Raw genomic sequence first — 17,967 nt, forward strand, 5'->3', positions numbered from 1 at the left:
TCTTTATCTTAGAAACAAACAGAAGCCGAAACAATAACGGCAGCGTCCCCTTTACTCCCAAAAACGGCTAACTATTTATTATGGGTTGGCTGGCCGACGGTCGTGGTCGTATACTGGAAATGGTCATGCGTAGAGGAATGGGAGGCGGCGCCAAATGAACATCATTCAGACTGTCGATGCTATACAAAATAAGCATAAGCCCAGCTTGGAGACAGGGATTGACCTCGTTCCGTGGACATTGCCGACGATTCCGGAAATCCCTCATTGGCATGATACATTGGAAATATGCTACTGTGTTTCCGGAAAAGGGGTATTTTATTTTATCGACCGGCAATACGATATAACGACCGGGGACTTGATCATTGTGAACAACGTGGAGCGGCATACGTCCAAATCGTACAGAGGCGATCCATGCTCGAACTTATTTTTATTTTTTCACGCCTCGACGATCGAGCAATTGGACTATAATCTGCTCCGCCCGTTTATATATAACCGGAGTCGATTCACCCATAAAATACCGTCGCATCTCCCGGTCGCCCGGCAGATCGGGGAGCTTATGCTGCGCATGCAGGAAGAGCTTCTCGCAAAGCGGCCGGCTCACGGCCCGCTGATCAAAAGCATGCTGTTTCAGATCAGTTCGCTGCTGCTCCGCCATTACCATGTCGAGACGAGTGACATGTGGCACCGATTTTATAACAAATACGCAACACTTCGAACAGGACTCTCTTACATCCAGTCCCACTATCATGAACCTATTAGCCTGGACCATGTCGCCAAAGCGATGTCGCTCAGCCCGTCGAGAGCCCGTCATCTGTTTCCGGAAGTAATCGGGGAAGGATTTAAAACGTACTTGACGCATCTCCGGGTACAAGCCGCGCAGCGGTTGCTCGTGCAGACGGATTTGTCCGTCGAGGACATACTCGGGCAGTGCGGGTTCCAGAGCGCGTCCTCGTTTTATCGGGATTTTCAGAAGCTGGTCAAGGAGACTCCCCTGTCGTACAAAAAGCGGTTAAGCTCTTCCGAACATCCCCAGCGTTTCACTTAACGCGGCTTCCAATCCGGTCTAGCATCCGCGTTCAGAATCCGGAATGCGGCGGCGATGCGGCGATGCAAAAAACACGACAGCATTTTCCTCCCTCATACATGCCTGGAAGCCTCTTGATGAAGCGGGCGCGACGTATTGCCGTACATAGAGGAACTGTGTTCCGCTATTGTCCAAAATTCCGTTGCACGCTTGAAGATAACGGAACAGGCTTCCGTTAACTCGATCTGTCCGGGTGAAAATGGGTAGAAAATCGCGCAATAACGGAACGGTTTTCCTTTATTTTGCAATCAACATGGATTTTCGGATCCATAGCGTACTCCAGTTCCGCTATTGTTGGATTCGCGGTCCCGCAAGCGCCGGCAAAGTCTTCCTGCCTTCACCGATCCTGCGGTACATGCACTCCTGAACGCGGAATCTTGCTATCCTACAAAAAAAGACCGCTCCCGCAGCCTGTAAAAGCGCGGAAGTCGGCCCTCCAACCATCCTCTATATTACTCGAACCATTGCAGACGCTTGTTCAGCGCGCCTCTCGGCACCATGAATCCTTGCGCGCGCTTGAAGTAGACCGGCGCCCCGCGTACGACCGTCAGCGACTTGTAATAGTCGATGTACGGGAAGCCGTACGTTTCCCCGCGAGCGAAGGCGTATACGCCGAGCGCCTTGATCCAGGCCTCGAACGCTTCCTCCGGAATGTCGACGAACACTTCCGGCACGAATTCGTGCATATCCTCCCAGTTTTCCGAGAAGTACAGCTTCTTGGCGTAATGGCCCGGCAGCTCGCGCTCGATCTGCTTGAGAGCGGCGTAGAAGTGGGCATCCTCGACGATCGCGTGCGTGTTCGCGTGGTCTTTGTGAATGCTGTTTTTCCAATGAGTAATGATAATGTCCGGCTTGATCTCGCGGATGACGTCGGCCACTTCGTATTTGATCTGATCGTTGACCGGGATTTCCGCATCCTTGTACTGCAGATAACGCACGTCGGCGCCCAATATTTCCGCCGCTTTGTACGATTCCTCGATCTTCTGCTTGGCGTATTCCTCCGGCGACAGACGCGGATGCCCTTTCTCTCCGGGACTTAAATGAAGAAACGTCGCCTTGTGGCCGGCCTGCGTATATTTCGCGATCGTCGCTCCGGCTGTCAGCTCCTGATCTCCCGCATGGGCGCTGATCGCCAGGATATGATGCTTCTGTTGTTCGGACATGGTATGTTCTCCCTCCATCTATCTATCGCCGCCCTTTAACGGCCCGTCTCTCAGCTGTAAACAGTCGGCTTCAAAAGCTTTTCTTGCATACATGGAAACGCCGCGAAATCTCGAAGCCGAGCTTCTTGTACAAATGCCCTGCCGTCGTCGTCTCCCCGGTCCATAGAAACCAGGCGCCATGCAGCCCTTGAGCCCGCATATTGGCCAAACAATCGTGCAGCAAAATTTTGCCGAGCCCTTTCCCCTGCTGGGACGGATCTACGCCGAACGGGCCGAAGCGCTCGAGAATGCCTTCATAGCCGCCGTGCATGCAGAAGCCTACGAGCTTGCCGTTCTCCCGCGCCACATGGATCGCGCCGAGCGACAGCCCGCGAAGCACGCCCTCGCGAATAGCGCGTCCCCAGTCCGGGTTGAACGCGTCGGTGGCGAAGCGGATCACTTCCACGAGGTCGCTGTCCTGCGCCAGACGGAACGTATAGCCTTCGCCTTCGCGCTCGCGCTTCAGCGCTCGGATATCTTCGGGCACGGAGTAACCCACGAGCGAGTAATCCATGGCTACAGGCGAATACAGCCGGTTGAAGCCGAGCTTTTGCAGAAGCTCGTAGCCTTCCGGATAGCTGTCCGCGTCTACGCCGGGCACAAAATAGTTTGGCGCGTAGGAAGAGAAAAATACGTGCTTGCGGCCTTGCCCGGTCAAAAATTCGAACGCGTCCCGCATGAGGCGGGTCCCGATTCCGCCGCGGCGCTTATCCTTTGCCACGAAGAAAAACGTGATCCAGCCGTTATCCGGCTCCAGCTCGGTTTCGTGCATCGGCAGCAGTCTTCTCAGGCTGTATACCGCTCCGACCAGTCGTTCGCCCTCGAAGGCGAGCCGCAATCCCGCCGGATCGAAGTTGGCGTCCAGCAGCACCATATTGCGGAACCGAAGCGGCGTGATCGGATCGTGGTGCAGGCTTTCGTTCCATAACGCCACGATAGCCGCTTCATCGCCCGGCTCGTAATGCCGGTAGTTGATTTGTGCCATGCCTGATCTCCCCTTTACGGCTTATTCGTACAGCAAGTAAGCCTCGCGCGTTTTGGCCCATTCGGCCGCTTCCCGGTCCCATTCGTCCGCGATTCGCTCGGCCGCTCCGGCTTCGTGCAGCGTCAGCCGCACCTTGTCGCTGCCGGTCAGCAAATCGATAAATCCTTTCGAGCCTTCCTTGAAAGGCGGAAGCCAGGCGAAATGCTCCTCGTGTTGCTCCTGAATTTGTCTCAGCAAATAGAGTCCGGTCCGCACGGCCCGATATTCCGCCGGATCGTTGACATACAATTGTACGCCGCTGCACAATTCGCCCTTCTGCTTGGAGAACATCGGGGTGAAATACACCGGGTGGAACGTAACTCCCGGAAGTCCCCGCTTATTCATCGAATCGGCTACGCGTCTGCCGTCGAGCCAAGGCGCTCCGATCATTTCGAACGGCCGTGTCGTCCCGCGTCCTTCCGAAAGATTCGTCCCCTCGAACAAGCAAGTACCGGCGTACACCCTTACTGTATCCATCGTCGGCATGTTGGGCGAAGGCATAATCCAAGGCAGCCCGGTCTCGGGATATTCCATCTCCCGGCGCCAACCGTCCAGCGGCACGACTTGGAGGCTGCACTTTAGTTCCGATTGGTCATTGACCAGCTTGGCGAATTCGCCGATCGTCAATCCCGTACGAAACGGAATCGGCCAACCCCCGACCATCGACTGATAGCCGTCGCGAAGAATGCCGCCTTCCACGTTCCGTCCACCGAGCGGATTCGGGCGATCGAGCACGATCAGCTCCTTGCCCGCCTTCGCGCATGCCTGCATCGTATAGATCAACGTAGTCAAATACGTATAAAACCGCACGCCCAAGTCCTGAAAGTCAAACACGATCGCATCGACCGTCTCCAGCATTTCCGGCGTCGGCGCCCGGTGCTTCCCGTACAGGCTGTATACGGGAATGCCGAGAGCGGGATCGGTCTCGTCCTCGAACAGCAGCCCCGCCTGCCGCTCGCCGCGGATGCCGTGCTCGCAGGCGAACAATGCCGTCAGCTTCCCGGCCGACTGTCCCGCGCACACATCAACGGTTGAGCGGAAATTTCGCGTAATTCCGGTAGGGTTCGTCAGTACGCCGATCCGTTTGCCGTCCAAGTAAGCCGAGGCCGATCGTTCCAGCCGGTCGGCGCCCGAAAGTACGGGCTGCAGCTTCGACAGTTCCATTACAAATTCCTCCACTCCGTTTCAATATTCGCTTTCTCGCTGCTCCTTATGAATCGAATCCAAAAATCGGTTTGTCGCTACAGCCCCATTATAGCACTATGAAACAATATTTCAATTATAATTATATAATATAAAATAATATTTTACATAAAGGCACAGCAAGGCTATGGCTGCAAGTGTTGGGGACGCCTGTCAGCCTGGAATCGAATAGGAGCGGGCAATCTGATCAGCCTTCATGCTCCGGTTTACTCCGGTTCGATCCGGTTTGGCCCATCGAGTCCGCCGCATGTCTGCTTCCAACCGGTATTCGACTTTTATCCCCTTCAGTCCAAATAGATGGAAAACCTGCACCTAATATCCGTCTCGAAGGTCGTCTCCGACATTTAACGGGAAAACCTACAGCTATTTCCCCGCCATCAAGGCGAACGGGGCCCAGACGGGACAAATAACTGGACTTTTTGCAGCTAATGTACGTTAAGCATACTCCATGATCGAAAATAACTGCATATTTTCCATCTGCCGGCGGGAGGGACCGAGGACCGAGGACAGGGGTGACCGATGTGACCGGGGTGACCGGGGTGACCGGGGAAAACCCGGAACGCGGGAACATCACCGCGCCGCGTTCGACCGACCGCCGTCATGCAGCGCGACACCACTCGCCGGGAGCTGCCTGCGGTGCGGGAAGCACCGGCTCTATTTTTTCGTCTCGATCCGCTCCATATCCCGCAATACTTTGCGGCTGCGCTCCAAATATACTACCGATTCCGCATAATTGGCGCTGGCCACGCTCAAATATAAAATATCGATCAAATTCAGCTGCGTAATCCGCGACGTCATCGCTCCGCTGCGTATTTCGTTCTCGGTCGACGCGATGTAGAGCGGAATGCCCGCTACGCCGCCCAACGTCGTATTGCCGTATTTGGTAATGCAGATCGTGGCGGCTCCGGCTTCATTCGCATACATCAGGCTCTGGATAACCGGCTTCGTCTCGCCCGAATACGAGATGCCTACCGCAACGTCATCGGCTTGGATCGTAACGGCCGCGGTCAATTGCACGGTCGGATCGGTAAAGGTGAACGACGCTTTGTTAATGCGCAGAAACTTTTGCTGGGCGTCCTGCGCGATCAGGTTGGACGCTCCGGTCCCGAAGAAAAAAATGCGGCTCGCCTTGCTGAGCGCTTCGACCGCCCGCTGCAAATGGCCGAGGTCCAATATTTTCATCGTGTCCCGGATCGACTGCATGTTGTTGTGCGACACATTTTGCACGATCGACCCGATCGGATCGTTCGGGCTGAATTCCCGGTATTCATACGTTTCCTGCATTTGCAGGTCTCCGACTACTTTCATTTTCAGATCCGGGTATCCCTTGAACCCGAGCGATTTGCACAACCGGATAATCGCCGCCTGGCTGCCCCCGCTCCGTTCCGCCAAATCGGCGACCGACATGTGCGCCATTTCCTCCGGATGAGCCAAAATATATTCCGCGATAATACGCTCCGATGGCGTAATGTGCTGCACCATTTCCCTTATGCGAACCAACCCGCCGTTCAATTCGATTCCACCTTTGCCGTTTGCCGGCCGTCTTATTCCAACCACTGCAGCCGTTTGTTCAGGCCGCCCTTCGGCACCATAAATCCTTGCGCGTGCTTGAAGCGAACCGGAGCTCCCCGGACGACCGTCAACGCTTTGTAATAGTCGATATACGGGAAGCCGTACGTTTCCCCGCGAGCGAACGCGTATTGGCCGAGCGCCCTGACCCAGGCGTCGAACGCTTCCTCCGGGATGTCTATGAATACTTCCGGCACGAACTCGTGCATATCCTCCCAGTTTTCCGAGAAGTACACCTTGCGCGCGTAATGGGCAGGAAGCTCCCGTTCGATCGTTTTCAGAGCGCCGTAAAAGTGCGCGTCCTCGACGATTTTGTGCGTGTTCGCATGGTCCTTGTGAATGCTGTTTTTCCAGTGCGTGATGATGATATCCGGCTTTAGCTCCCGGATGACGTCCGCCACTTCGTATTTGATCTCGTCATGAACCGGAATTTCGGCGTCCTTGTAGGACAAATAGCGGACGTCGGCTCCGAGTATTTCCGCCGCTTTATACGATTCCTCGATTTTTTGCTTGGCGTATTCGTCGGGATTCAGACGCGGATGGCCTTTCTCCCCCGGGCTCAAATGCAGGAAAGTGGCCTTATGGCCTTCCTGCGTATATTTCGCGATCGTCGCGCCGGCCGTCAGCTCCTGGTCTCCCGCATGGGCGCTAATGGCCAATATGTGCTTTTTCGGTTGATCGGACATGTCTCATTTCTCCTTTTTATTGTATCCGTTTTGGGGCGGAATTCAAACGCTACTCCTTCAAGCCCGAATTCATCATGCCGCGCACGTAATATTTTTGCAGGAATATGAAGACGAGCAAAATCGGCACCGTGCTGATGACGAGCGCCGCGTTGACGAGCGGCTGGGTCATATTGGAGTCGAGGTGAGACTTCAGCTGCTGGATGCCGACCGGCAGCGTCGCCAAATCTTTATTGACGGTATACATGAGCAGCGCCCATATGAACTCGTTCCAGCTGCCGATAAACTCGAAGATGGCCAGCGTCGCGAGAGCCGGTACCGTCATCGGCAGGATGAGCTGGAAAAAAATGCGCAGCTCCGACGCCCCGTCGATCCGCGCGGCTTCGATATAAGCGTCGTTGATCGTCATAATGAACTGGCGCATCAGAAAGATGCCGAACGCGCTGACCGTAAACGGCAAAATGAGCGCAAGCGTATATTTCGCCATGCCGCCGTCCCCGCCCTCGCCCATCCAATCGTTGCCCCCTACGAACGGGAAATGCACCATGATGTAGAAGTTCGGGATGAGAAACAAAAACGCCGGGAACATCATCGTCGCCAGAATGAAGCGAAAAATCGTCTTTTGTCCGCGAAAGCGCAGCTTCGTCAACGCGTAGCCGGCCAGCGAGCTCGTCAGCAGCACGATCGCCGTCGTCACGACGGACTTGATCAGACTGTTTTTGAACAACAGCCCGAGCTTGAGCTGCTCGAACGCCGTCTCATAATTGCCGATCTCGAACGTCTCCGGCAGCAGCGAATAATCGAGCCGGTTGTAATCCGCCGGACCTTTGAAGGAGGAGAAAATCATCTCGAGAAACGGGAACACCATCATGATGCTTCCGATAATAATGACCGTGTACGAAAACCATGGAAATTTTTTCGGTTTCATCAGTAACTTTCCACTCCCCCCCGGCGAAATACGGTCAGCTGAATAATAGTGACGATAAAGACGCAGATGAACAGCACGAACGCCATCGCGCTGGCCGTCCCCCAGTTGCCGTAGGAGAACGCCTGATTGTACATTTCCAGACCGCCTACGTTCGTCGAATTGCCGGGACCGCCGTTCTTCGTCATGACGAGCGACAGCGTGAACGATTGCAGTCCTCCGATAAAGGAAGTAATAAGTACGAATAAAATGGAAGGCTTCAGCAGCGGCAGCGTAATTTTCGTGAAAATGGCCGTCAGGCCTGCGCCTTCCAGCGTAGCCGCTTCGTAGAAATCGTCGGAGATCGCTTTGAGCCCGGCCGTCAGGATAAGCACCGAGCTGCCGATACCGAGCCAGCCGCCAACGACGATAATCGAGGCGAGCGCGGTGTTCGGATCGTCGAGAAATTTGATCGACGACACGCCGAGCTTGTTCAGGACGGCGTTGATGAGGCCGTTCGTCGGATTGTACAAGTACAGCCACACATTGCCGATAGCCACAACCGTCGTCACCGTAGGCAGAAAGTACAGCGTCCGCCAGAACCCTTCATACCGAAGACGGGTAATCATGTACGCTACCATGAGCGCGATGAAAAACGACAAGCCGACCGTGCCGAACGCGAATACGAACGTATTCTTGATGATCGGATTGACGAAGGTCGAGCCGTCGGCGAACAGCGCTTTATAGTTTTTCAGCCCGACCCAGTCGATCAGCGTAAGGTCGAAGCCGCCCCATTCCGTAAAGCTTAAAAACAGCGAGAAAAACAGCGGAATGAGGAAAAAGATCGCATAAAACACGACGACCGGCGATAAAAACAACCAGCCCAAAGCTCCTTGGCCGCGGTTCAGTTTGTTATTTCCGCTCATGCATTGCCACTACTCCCTTCCCCGAAAAGTAAAGCATGTCGTGCGGTAAAAAAGGTCGGGCCGGAATACCCGGCCCGCGCTTCCCCGCCATGGCTCGGCGGATTCTCTTATTCGGCCGCCAGCTTCGCTTGGATATCTTTTTGCGCCGCTTGCACCGCCGCGTCCGTCGTCGCTTGGCCGGTCCATGTCGCTTCGATCTGCTTGAACAGGATATCCTGGATTTCCGTTCCGGCAGCCGGGTTCGGTTCCGGAATCGCATAGTTGAGCGCATCCACGAACGTTTTCAGCACGGCGTCGTCAGCCAGCTTGTCTTTGATCGGCTTCGCGTCGAGGTCGGACTTGCGGGTCGACAGCGAGTTGAACGCGTCGAGCAGGAAGCTGCCCTCCGGCGTAAGACCGTCTTTGACCGACACGGTGTTGAACCATTTCAGAAACTCCCAAGCTTCCTTCTGATGCTTCGATTTGTTGTTTACGCCCCACATCCACGTATAGGCGACCGAGCCTTTCTTCGAGCCGTCCGGGGAAGGCAGCGGAGCGGCGCCGATGTTTTTGTACGCGTCCTTCATCGTGCCCTGCAGGGAACCCGCATACCATCCGGCTTGGATCGTCATGGCCGTCTGCTCGGCCGGGAACGTTTTGCTTACGCTGAACGAGACGTCGGCGATGCCGTCCTTATAAAACTTCGCGGCGTAATCCATCGTCTTCTTGCCCGCGTCGGAATCGAGCTGCGCTTTTTTCAGGTCGTCGCTGATCAGTTGGCCGCCTGCGGTCGCCATGAGCGACATGAAGGGCTGGTCGACAATCGAAGCGTAGCCGCGGGCGAAGCCGAAGCCTTGCTGCGTAATTTTGCCGGAGGCGTCTTTTTTCGTAATCGCCTTGGCCATGTTGTACATTTCGTCCCACGTTTTCGGCGGGTTGTCGAAGCCGGCATCCTTCAGCATTTTCTTATTGTAGAATAAGGCGTAGGCGTTTACTTCGGTCGGGAAGCCGTACACTTTGCCTGCGATCGAGGCGCCCTTGATGGAAGCGTCCGGATAGTTTTTCTTGATATCGTCCGTGACGTCGGCCGGCGGCTCGGCGAGCACCTTATTCTTCGTCAGCTGTCCGCCCCAGAGCGAATACACGTGCATAATGTCGGCGACTTGGCCCGCCGTCTGCTTGGCCTGGATCGTCTTCAGCAGCTCGCCGAAATCGACCGGCTCCAGCTTTACTTGAATGTCCGGATGATCTTTGTTCCACATGTCGACGTACGGCTTGAGCTTCTCGTCTTGAGCTCCGGCATAGTGCGATAACAGCGTAAGGGTTACCGGACTTTTCGAGCCGCTTCCGTTTCCTTCCGAGCCTTCCTTGCTCGAGCCGCAGGCGGCCAAGCTTACGGCCAGCGCCGATGTAACGGTAAGGCTGATTGCGCGTGTGGCGAATTTCTTCTTCATGAAATAGACCTCCCTGAAAATGTTGGTATATAAAGGATTCGGTCCGTTCGGCTGCGCCGAAGCAAGAAGGCGCAGCCTGCTTTCCGAACCAAGGAAAACCGCATGAACCCGATTTCCGGCGATATTCCGCCGCATCCGAAACGTTTACAAGCTTTTCCGGCAAACGTGAAAGCGGCGCGTAATATGGAAGCCGAGCTTTTTGTACAAATGTCCTGCCGTCGACGTTTCCCCGGTCCACAGAAACCAGACGCCGTGCAGCCCTTGCGCCCGCATATTCGCCATGCAGTCGTGCATGACGATTTTGCCGAGTCCTTTCCCCTGCTGGGACGGATCGATGCCGATCGGACCGAACCGCTCGAGGATGCCCTCATACCCGCCATGCATGCAGAAGCCGACTAGCTTCCCCCGCTCCCGGACGATATGGATCGCGGAGAGCGGCAGCCCGCGAAGCAAGCCTTCCCGGATCGCCCGGCCCCAATCGGGGTTGAAGCTATCGGCGGCGAAGCGGATCACTTCGACAAGATCGCGATCCCGGGCAAGAGCGAACGTATACCCTTCCGACTCCCTTTGCCGCTTCAAAGCCTTGATCTCCTCGGGTACCGAATACCCTACGAGCGAGTAATCCATCGCTACCGGGGAATACAGCTTGGAGAAGCCCTGCTTTTGCAACAAAGAGTAGCCTTCGGGGTAGCTGCTCTCGTCGATGCCGGGAACGAAATAGTTCGGCGCGTAGGACGAGAAAAAGATGTGCTTGCGACCAAGCTCCGCAAGAAATCCGAAAGCGTCCCGCATAAGCCGGGTGCCTATCCCTTGGCGGCGATAATCCGGAGCGACGAAGAAAAACGTGATCCAGCCGTTATCCGGCTCCAGCTCCGTACCGTGCATCGGCAGCTGCCTTCTTACCGCGTAAACCGCTCCGACCAGCCGTCCGTCCGCGAAGGCGAGACGACATCCTTTGGGATCGAAGTTGGCGTCGAGCAGCACCATATGACGGAATCGCACAGGCGTGATCGGGTCGCGATGCAAGCATTCGTTCCACATCTCCACGATCGCCGCCTCGTCTCCGGGCTCGTAGCAGCGGTATTCCAAACTATCCATGTTCGGGGTTCCTTCCTCTCTTCTCATTCGAACGGGTCCGTCTAGACGGGGACAGCCGCTTTGACCGTTCACGGCTTTGCAGCTTTATCGCTTTGGTTGCTTAAAGCTCCGGCCAAAGATGTTGCTTATGCCGTTTGGCTTGCGTCGAAATATCGACGTGTCTTTTTTTTCGTTTCACCGTTATAAATCTAAATTTGACAACGCTTTCACAGACCCCGGTATATGTTAAGTCGGAAATCGTTGATCCGCAGGACTTAACAATTAGTACGATCAAAATTTAATTTCAATCAGTGTCCAGAGTCTTAAAATTTATTTTCATCCACACGCCCCATTATAGCATCGTGAAATTAAATTTCAACAATAAAATAATATTTAAAAAAATATTTTACAGACAAGCCCTTTATCGTTTATAGTAAGAAAAGCTTCTATCGACGCCTTCCAGTGATGAGCGACCGCGATTTAACCGCAGCTTATTGTTGGTATGGAATACCTAATTAGTTACGGATAAGCATTCCTTAACGTTAAGAAAATCGTCTTTGCGAGCGGATTCTATAATGGCTTATATCGGCCTGAGCCGAAGAAGGGCGTCCTTATTTTACCCGCCTGCCCTATCCGGATTTCAGAGCGCACATAGACAACTTCTCGATGCCCATCTATGAGAAAACAGTTGCGGAGGGATTTTGATGAACTATTCTTTGGAAAGATTGATTACGGAGCGCCAAAACGAAAGGACGCGCGACATCGATCGGGTGTCCACGGTCCGCATGCTCGAGCTTATGAACGACGAGGACCAGCTGATCGCCGCAGCGGTCCGGAAAACGATTCCCGAGATCGGGAAAGCCGTCGATCTTATCGTGGCCCGATTCCGTCTTGGAGGCAGACTATTCTATGTAGGGGCGGGAACTAGCGGCAGGCTGGGCATACTCGACGCATCGGAATGTCCTCCGACGTTCGGAACCGATCCCGGGCTCGTCCAAGGCATTATCGCCGGAGGAGACACGGCCATTCGTACGGCGGTCGAAGGCGCGGAGGATAACGAAGCGCTCGGAGCGGAGGATATCGAACGATGCCATGTAGGCGCAAATGACGTCGTAGTCGGGATCGCCGCCAGCGGACGCACCCCATACGTCATCGGCGCGATGAAGCATGCCAAAGCCGCAGGCGCCGCGGTCGTCTGCGTATGCAACAACCCGAATACGGCGATGGGCCGGCACGCCGATGTCGCGATCGAGGCGGTCGTCGGACCGGAAGCCGTTCTCGGCTCCACGCGGCTGAAGGCGGGTACCGCGCAGAAAATGATATTGAATATGCTTACAACGACCTCTTTCATCCAGATGGGCAAAGTTTACGGCAATTTGATGGTGGACATGCAGGCCACCAACGTGAAGCTCGTCAACCGGGCCAAGCAAATGATCCGCATGGCTACCGGCGCTCCCGAGGACGAGGTGGAGCGGGCATTCCATGCTACGAGCGGCCACGTCAAGACGGCCACCGTCATGATTGCCACGAACTCCCCGTACGAGCAAGCGACGACGCTCCTCGAGCAATCGCACGGCTTCGTCCGCGAAGCGATCGATAACGGTTTGGCGCAGAAGCGGTCTTAAGCTTTTGGAACGATAAGGACAAGCGACAAAACCGCCTCGAACCGGTATGACTCCGGTACGGGGCGGTTTTGTTTGTTTTTTCTGAGATAGCTGGAATTCGTGTACTGGAGTGCAAATAACGACTGTTCGGTGAAGGTTGGCTGCCTTTTCCGGCGCCAAGCGGGACCGCAAATCCAACAAATAGCGGAACTGGAGTATGCTATGGATCCGAGTACTGGTATTGATTGCAAAATAGCGGAAAACCGTTCCGCAATTCCGCTGTTCATGATCATTTTTACCCCGAACGGTCGAGATAGCGGAAGCCAGTTCCGTTATCTTCAAGCGTACAACGGAATTTGGAACAATAACGGAATAGAGTTCCTCTATTTACGGCAACGTCATGTCGCGCCCAACAGTCGCATCCCATCCTGATCACGCCTTCCCCGCGTAATGGAGCGTCAAGCTCCGGATCGCGGGCTCGCCGTCGCTTTCCAATATGTCGAGGACGATTCCCCTCGCCTTGACGGCCGGCAGCCGGACGATCGCCTTATGTCCGATGTTCCGGCCTTCGTATATCCGGAACGGACGGCGGGATTTGGCGGTTATGATCGAGAGGGCGAAACGCTTGACGCTTTCGCCTTCCGTCAAATCCTCTCCGAGCACGACGTGGTCGATCAATTGCGCTTCTTTCGTGTCGTACACCCACTTGCCTTCCCGCACTTCAAAATCGGCAAGCGTCGCTATCGGCTTGCCGTAACGTCGGCGAATTTCCGCACCGAATTCGAGCAGGCGCTCCGCATCGATATCCGGAAACAATCCGTCGCGGTCCGGTCCGATGTTCAGCAGCAGGTTGGCCCCGCGTCCGACCGAGAGCGAGTACAGCCCCATCAATTCCTCCAAGCTTTTGAGCGCATGTGCATTGTCGTCGCTATAAAACCAGCTGGAGCGCAGCTGCACATCGCATTCGGCAGGCAGCCAGAGCCGGTCCTTCAGCTTTTCCTTATCGTCGGTCATAATCGAAAAATCGGTCGAATCGACCACATTCCAGCATGGAATCGGCGCAATGCCGTCTTCGTTGCCGATCCAGCGAAAATCGGGATCGCCCATGTTGAAAATCAATATATTCGGCTGCAGACGGCGGATTTCGCCGATAATGCGGGGCCAGTCGTAGTCGTGATTTTCGGAGCCGCAGCCGTCGAACCATAATACGTCAATTTCCCCATAACCGGTCAGCAGCTCGGTAATTTGCCCTACGAAATAGTCGTCATACGCCTGGGCATCCTGGTTGTAAAAATCGGCGGAGCCATCATACGGAGAATAGTAAATTCCCGGTTTGACCCCATATTTGCGGCACGCCTCCACAAACTCCTTCACTACATCGCCTTTTCCCTCTTTCCAGGGAGACGCGGAGACGGAAAACGTCGAATATTTCGTAGGCCAATTGGAAAATCCGTCATGGTGCTTGGCGGTCAGCACCGCATAGTTCATTCCCGCTTCCCTGGCGGTCCGGATCCATTGCCCGCAATCCAGCCTGACCGGATTGAAAGCGGAAGGCGACATCGGCCGTTTATCGAAATCGACATAACCTTCATAAAACGTGCGAAGCCCGAAATGCAAAAACAGTCCGAATTCCCATTCCTGAAAAGCAAGCTGCCGGGCAGTCGGCTTGGTGCGCGGCGAGACCGTCATAATCGTTTCTCTCCTTATATCGAATAGTTTTACGATACCTTTAATCGGAGACCGGTGACTGTCACACGCTGCAGATCCGGTACGTTTGACCGGCTTTCGTTTCGAAGCGCAGCAGACCTTCGCCCCTGCTTATTTCATCGCCCGAACTCTGGTCTGCGCTGACCGAAAGCTCAATATCCGTCCGTACGGCACATACCCCCCCGTTCATCGAGCGAACCACTGCGGCGGCCAGCTTTCCTTCCGCCCATTCGATGTCGACCTCGAAGCCGCCTCTCGCCCTCAAGCCTTTGACCTTTCCTCCCGGCCACGCTTGCGGCAGCGCCGGCAGCAGCTTCAGCTCTCCTCCGTGCGACTGCAGCAGCATTTCCGCAATCGCCGCCGCGCCGCCGAAATTGGCGTCAATCTGGAACGGCGGATGGTCGCCGAATAAATTCGGATGGACCGAATGGCGCAGCAGCGCCGATAAGTTTTCGTAAGCCTGCTCCGCGTCTTCGAGACGGGCCCAGAAGTTAATGATCCACGCCCGGCTCCAGCCCGTATGCCCGCCGCCGTTCGCGAGCCTACGCTCCAGCGTTACCCGGGCCGCGCGGGCCAGCTCCGGAGTGCCGCGCACCGTAATTTGCTCGCCCGGATGCAGGGCGAACAAATGCGAGATATGCCGATGTCCCGGCTCCGGCTCCTCGTAATCGACCGACCACTCCATAAGCTGCCCGTGCCTGCCGATTGCCGGCTCCGGCAGCTTCCGGATCGCTTCCTCCAGTTTGCCGCGAAACCCCTCGTCCACGCCGAGCCGCAGCGACGCTTCGATGCAGCCGCCAAACAAGGCGTGCACGATTTGCGTATCCATCGAGGGGCCGACGCATAAGCAGCCGGTATTGCCGTTCGGCAGCGCATATTTGTTTTCCGGAGACAAGGAAGGAACCGTTACGAGCCGTCCTTGCGCATCCAAGACGAGAAAATCGAGGAAAAACTGCGCCGCCTCCTTCATGACGGGATAAGCCCGCTCCGACAAGAAGCTGTCCGACACTCCGTACTTGTAATGCTCCCATAAATGAAGGGCCAGCCAGGCGCCTCCGGTTGGCCAAAACACGGCCGGCACATAAGAGCCTTGAATGGCGGTATCCGCCCACAGATCGGTGGCGTGATGGGCGACGAAGCCTCCGACCCCGTACACCGTTTTCGCCGTCCGGCGTCCATTCACCCGGAGACGGTCCAGCAAGTCGAACAGCGGTTCATGGCATTCGGCGAGATTGGCCACCTCGGCCGGCCAATAGTTCATTTGCAGATTGATGTTGATATGATAGTCGGCATCCCACGGAGGCGTATGGCTCTCGCTCCATATTCCTTGCAGATTCGCGGGCAAACTGCCCGGTCTGGAGCTGGCCATCAGCAAATATCGTCCGTATTGGAAAAACAGCGCCTCCAAGCCGATGTCTCGTTCCCCGTCCCGCACCCGTTTCAACCGTACGTCGATAGGCAATGCTTCCGTTGCTTCGCGCACCGGATCGGGCACATCGAATTCGAGCTCCACCCGGTTGAAAAGCGAACGGTGCTCCGCCCTATGGCGGTCGCGCAAAGCGGCATATCCCGATCGCACGGCGGCATCCGCCTGATCCAGGCAAACGCCTCGAGGATCCTCGTGGCGAAACGAGGTTTGCGCCGCCACGATCAAGGTAACCGCGTCGGCGCCTTCCACGGATATGTAATTGCCGATTGTCCGCACAGTGCCGCCTTCGGCGTCCGCCCTCAGCACGGTACTGTACCGGATTCCGTCGTCTCCGCATCTTCCGCTCATGGCAAGCGCTTTCTCATCGATGAGCTCGACGACTCCCTCGAACGGGCGTCGGTTGACAATCGCGCTGAACGTCAAGCTCCCCGGCTTGTCGGCGGTCAGCCGCATGGCCATCACCTGATCGACCGCGCTTGCAAACAGCTCTCTGCGAAACGTTGTCCCCGAGGCCGTATATTGGACCGTCGCAATGCCGTCTTCCAGATCAAGCTCGCGGACATAGCCGTTTACTTCTCCCCGCATACCCTCGAAATGAAGCTTCAGGTCGCCGAGCGGCTGGTATGGACCGAAATGCTGCGGCGTCGACGTCATCCCGATCCGGGCAAGACGTTCCGCCTCCCGCGGCTTTCCTTCGAACAGCAGCCTGCGAACTTCCGCAAGATGATGCAGCGCGTCGGGATTGTCGCGGATTCGGGGACCCCCGTACCATATCGAATCTTCGTTCATCTGAATACGTTCCTCGGCGATGCCGCCGAATACCATTCCGCCCAGCCGTCCGTTGCCGATCGGAAGCGCTTGCACCCAGTTTTTGGCCGGCTGCGCAAAGTTAAGCTTCAGGTTTGTATGGTTCATTATCCTACCTCGTTTCCCCGGAGTTAAGGTTACCGATAACCTCAATGTAAACGCAGTTTCCCTTTCTGTCAATAGCAAAAAAACTGCGACAGCATCATTCCCTTGCAGCCCGGAGGCAACTTGATGATGCGCGGATGCAACGCGTTGCCGTAAATAGAGGAACTATATTCCGTCATGCTCCCGAATTCCGTTATACTTTCGATCATAACGGAACTGGCTTCCGCTATCTCGATCTTTCGGGGTGAAAATGATCATGATCAGCGGAGTAGCGGAACGGTTTTCCGTTATCCTCCCGAGTTCCGTTATACTCTCGATCATAACGGAACAGACTTCCGCTATCTCGATCGTTCGGGGTGAAAATGACCATAAACAGCGGAGTAGCGGAACGGTTTTCCGTTATCCTCCCGAATTCCGTTATACTCTCGATCATAACGGAACAGACTTCCGCTATCTCGATCGTTCGGGGTGAAAATGATCATAAACAGCGGAATAGCGGAACGGTCTTCCGTTATGTTCCCGAATTCCGATATACTCTCGATCATAACGGAACAGGCTTCCGCTATCTCGATCGTTTGGGGTGAAAATGATCATGAACAGCGGAATAGCGGAACCGTCTTCCGTTATCCTCACGAATTCCGTTATACTCTCGATCATAACGGAACAGACTTCCGCTATCTCGACCGTTCGGGGTGAAAATGACCATAAACGGCAGAGTAGCGGAACGGTCTTGCGTTATTTGCAATCAACGCCAACACTCGGGTCAATAACATATTCCAGTTCCGCTATTTGCTGGACTCGCGGTCCCGCGAGGCACCGGCAAAGGCAGTCGCCCTTTGCCGATCATGCGATACATGCTCTCTGGAGGCGAATTATGCCGCGGTAGCAAAAAAAGACCGCCGGGTTATCCCGACAGCCGCTTTGCATGCTTATAGCCGAACTCTCAATCCTCGTCTTCCTCATCATCCGCGGCTAGGCCGCGCAAATATGCCTCATCCGCCCGATCGCGGGCGCGGCTTTTCTCCTTCAGCCGTTCGATCGCCGGCATGATGAGCAGATCGACTTCCTTCTGTACCGTGTAGGCCAAGTCGTATCGGCTTTGCGATTCGAGAAACGAGCCTACCTCCATCAAAGCGTTATAACGGTCCAGCTCCTCGCGGGTCAGAAGCCCGCGCACTTGGACGCTGCAATGTCTCATGGATAAACCGCC

Annotated in this window: 14 protein-coding genes; 2 read left to right on the top strand and 12 right to left on the bottom strand. The window is 55.4% G+C overall.

Features of this window, described 5'->3' with window-relative positions; translation table 11 throughout:
* Positions 1-154: 154 nt before the first annotated feature.
* Positions 155-1,045 carry an AraC family transcriptional regulator gene (locus FE784_RS17125; RefSeq protein ID WP_139603444.1) on the top strand — a complete coding sequence of 297 codons (891 nt, stop codon included), beginning with the start codon at positions 155-157 and terminating at the stop codon, positions 1,043-1,045.
* Positions 1,046-1,536: 491 nt separating this feature from the next.
* Here FE784_RS17125 and FE784_RS17130 read toward each other — a convergent pair whose 3' ends face one another.
* The 9 genes from FE784_RS17130 to FE784_RS17170 all read right to left on the bottom strand — a co-directional run bounded on the left by FE784_RS17130 (position 1,537) and on the right by FE784_RS17170 (position 11,126).
* Positions 1,537-2,247, bottom strand: coding sequence for a PIG-L deacetylase family protein (locus FE784_RS17130; protein ID WP_139603445.1), 711 nt, complete (start codon positions 2,245-2,247; stop codon positions 1,537-1,539).
* Between the two features lie 70 nt (positions 2,248-2,317).
* Positions 2,318-3,271: a GNAT family N-acetyltransferase gene (locus tag FE784_RS17135; protein WP_139603446.1), complete on the bottom strand. Its 954-nt coding sequence runs from the start codon at positions 3,269-3,271 to the stop codon at positions 2,318-2,320.
* 21 nt (positions 3,272-3,292) lie between these two features.
* Positions 3,293-4,474, bottom strand: a complete 1,182-nt coding sequence (locus tag FE784_RS17140) for an exo-beta-N-acetylmuramidase NamZ family protein (RefSeq protein ID WP_176706297.1) — start codon at positions 4,472-4,474, stop codon at positions 3,293-3,295.
* A 693-nt stretch (positions 4,475-5,167) separates the two neighbouring features.
* Positions 5,168-6,025, bottom strand: a complete 858-nt coding sequence (locus FE784_RS17145; RefSeq protein ID WP_139603447.1) for a MurR/RpiR family transcriptional regulator — start codon at positions 6,023-6,025, stop codon at positions 5,168-5,170.
* A 32-nt stretch (positions 6,026-6,057) separates the two neighbouring features.
* Complete coding sequence (locus FE784_RS17150; protein ID WP_139603448.1) at positions 6,058-6,768, bottom strand: PIG-L deacetylase family protein; 711 nt, start codon at positions 6,766-6,768, stop codon at positions 6,058-6,060.
* Positions 6,769-6,817: 49 nt separating this feature from the next.
* Positions 6,818-7,693, bottom strand: a complete 876-nt coding sequence (locus tag FE784_RS17155; protein WP_139603449.1) for a carbohydrate ABC transporter permease — start codon at positions 7,691-7,693, stop codon at positions 6,818-6,820.
* Entirely contained in the window at positions 7,693-8,595 is a 903-nt protein-coding gene (locus FE784_RS17160; protein WP_139603450.1) for a carbohydrate ABC transporter permease, read from the bottom strand. The genes FE784_RS17155 and FE784_RS17160 overlap by 1 nt, the downstream gene beginning before the upstream one ends.
* Before the next feature lie 107 nt (positions 8,596-8,702).
* Complete coding sequence (locus FE784_RS17165) at positions 8,703-10,028, bottom strand: ABC transporter substrate-binding protein (RefSeq protein ID WP_176706298.1); 1,326 nt, start codon at positions 10,026-10,028, stop codon at positions 8,703-8,705.
* 144 nt (positions 10,029-10,172) lie between these two features.
* A complete protein-coding gene (locus FE784_RS17170) occupies positions 10,173-11,126 on the bottom strand; it encodes a GNAT family N-acetyltransferase (protein WP_139603452.1) in 954 nt (317 codons plus the stop codon).
* A 683-nt stretch (positions 11,127-11,809) separates the two neighbouring features.
* Here FE784_RS17170 and murQ point away from each other — a divergent pair.
* Complete coding sequence (gene murQ, locus FE784_RS17175; RefSeq protein WP_139603453.1) at positions 11,810-12,730, top strand: N-acetylmuramic acid 6-phosphate etherase; 921 nt, start codon at positions 11,810-11,812, stop codon at positions 12,728-12,730.
* Positions 12,731-13,141: 411 nt separating this feature from the next.
* Here the strand turns inward: murQ and FE784_RS17180 are convergent, their stop codons facing one another.
* The 3 genes from FE784_RS17180 to FE784_RS17190 all read right to left on the bottom strand — a co-directional run bounded on the left by FE784_RS17180 (position 13,142) and on the right by FE784_RS17190 (position 17,955).
* Positions 13,142-14,398, bottom strand: coding sequence for an alpha-L-fucosidase (locus tag FE784_RS17180; protein WP_139603454.1), 1,257 nt, complete (start codon positions 14,396-14,398; stop codon positions 13,142-13,144).
* Between the two features lie 61 nt (positions 14,399-14,459).
* Positions 14,460-16,760 carry a glycoside hydrolase family 95 protein gene (locus tag FE784_RS17185; RefSeq protein ID WP_139603455.1) on the bottom strand — a complete coding sequence of 767 codons (2,301 nt, stop codon included), beginning with the start codon at positions 16,758-16,760 and terminating at the stop codon, positions 14,460-14,462.
* 940 nt (positions 16,761-17,700) lie between these two features.
* Positions 17,701-17,955: a hypothetical protein gene (locus tag FE784_RS17190; protein ID WP_139603456.1), complete on the bottom strand. Its 255-nt coding sequence runs from the start codon at positions 17,953-17,955 to the stop codon at positions 17,701-17,703.
* Positions 17,956-17,967: the final 12 nt, after the last annotated feature.

The organism is Paenibacillus hemerocallicola (assembly GCF_006265175.1).
Taxonomy (GTDB): domain Bacteria; phylum Bacillota; class Bacilli; order Paenibacillales; family NBRC-103111; genus Paenibacillus_AB; species Paenibacillus_AB hemerocallicola.